The organism is Variovorax sp. CCNWLW235 (genome assembly GCF_037204085.1).
Lineage (GTDB): Bacteria > Pseudomonadota > Gammaproteobacteria > Burkholderiales > Burkholderiaceae_C > Variovorax.
Window position 1 is genome coordinate 1 of sequence record NZ_JBBCBW010000047.1, and the last position, 1,542, is coordinate 1,542.

1 protein-coding gene is annotated in these 1,542 nt (G+C 61.4%); it reads left to right on the top strand.

Going from position 1 to position 1,542, the window contains the following annotated elements; genetic code table 11:
• Positions 1-85 precede the first annotated feature (85 nt).
• Positions 86-1,501, top strand: coding sequence for an IS1182 family transposase (locus tag V9L21_RS26345; protein ID WP_337315721.1), 1,416 nt, complete (start codon positions 86-88; stop codon positions 1,499-1,501).
• The last annotated feature ends 41 nt before the right edge of the window (positions 1,502-1,542 follow it).

Sequence of the window (1,542 nt, forward strand, 5' to 3'; positions counted from 1 at the left end):
GGCCGATTGTGTTGAAAAACTCCGCTGAATTCTAGGAACTGGCTCGCAGTTTGCATGCCCTTCATCATCGATGGAGGTACGCATCATGATGGGTCGGAGCATTGTTCAAGACCAGTTGTTCTACGCATTCAACCTCGAAGACCACGTCCCACACGATCACCTGCTGCGGGGCGTTGACCGTTTCCTCGATCTCAGCGAATTGCGCCAACATCTGGCTGCGTTCTACAGCCACACTGGCCGGCCCTCGATCGATCCCGAACTCATGATCCGCATGCTGGTCATCGGCTACTGCCTGGGCATCCGCTCTGAGCGCCGACTGTGCGAGGAAGTCCATCTCAATCTGGCCTATCGTTGGTTCTGTCGCCTCGGCCTGGAGGACAGAGTGCCCGATCACTCGACCTTCTCCAAGAACCGCCACGGCCGCTTCCGCCAGAGCGACGCGTTGCGCTTCGTCTTCGAGACAGTGCTGCGCCGTTGCATGACCGAAGGCCTAGTTCAAGGCGAAGGATTCGCCGTCGATGCCAGCATCATCAAGGCCGACGCCAACCGCGCGCGCAACGTTGCAGCTTCCGACGTCGCCCAATGGCGCCAGGGCACCCAGTGCAAACGCGCGGTGCGCGAGTACCTGGACGCTCTCGATGCCAACAACCCGGTGGCCGAGGATGCACTTGAAGATGTACACGACACAGCAGCTGCTTCGCGCAACATCTCCCCGACCGACCCGTCTGCGCAGTGGACCGCAGCACCAGGTGGTCCGGCGTTCTACGCCTACTCAACCAACTACCTTATCGATCTGTCGGCGGGAATCATCATGGACGTGGAGGCCACGCCGGCGCACCGCACGCCGGAGGTCGACTCCACCCGGACGATGATTGAGCGTGTCGAGAAGCGCTTCGACATCAGGCCGCGGCGACTCGTCGGTGACACCGCCTATGGCACCGCCCCACTGCTGGGCTGGATGGTCGAAGACAAACAGATCGAACCTCACGTGCCTGTGTGGGACAGGACGGTTCGCAAGGACGGGAGTCTGTCGATCGGCGAGTTCCAGTGGCAACCCGAGCGCAATGAATATGTTTGCCCTGAAGGCCGGTCGTTGCGCAACGACCGGCGGCAGTTCACGACGCCGCGCACCCGCATCACCAAGGCCGACACCGTGATCTATCGGGCGAGCCAGGCAGACTGCGTCGACTGTGGAATGAAGGATCGCTGCTGCCCGAGCACGCCGTTCCGGAAGATCGCCCGCAGCATCCATGAGGGTGCCCGCGAGGTGGCGCGATCCATCGCGAAGACACCGCAGTACAGCCAATCGCGCAGGGAGCGCAAAAAGGTGGAGATGCTGTTCGCCCATCTCAAGCGCATCATGAAGCTGGATCGCCTCCGGCTTCGCGGGCTCAGTGGTGCGCGGGACGAGTTCTTGATGGCTGCCACAGCCCAGAACCTCAGGCGAATGGCGAAGTGGTTGATGCCATCTGAAGCAGTTGCGGCAATGAAGACTGCGTGAGGTGAGCTTGCAGGCTTGCCACGTGCTCTCGCATCGTCAAC

Bases quoted from the DNA above. Each gene is read 5' to 3' on its own strand.
- V9L21_RS26345 (WP_337315721.1), top strand. From the start codon at position 86: ATGATGGGTCGGAGCATTGTTCAAGACCAGTTGTTCTACGCATTCAAC.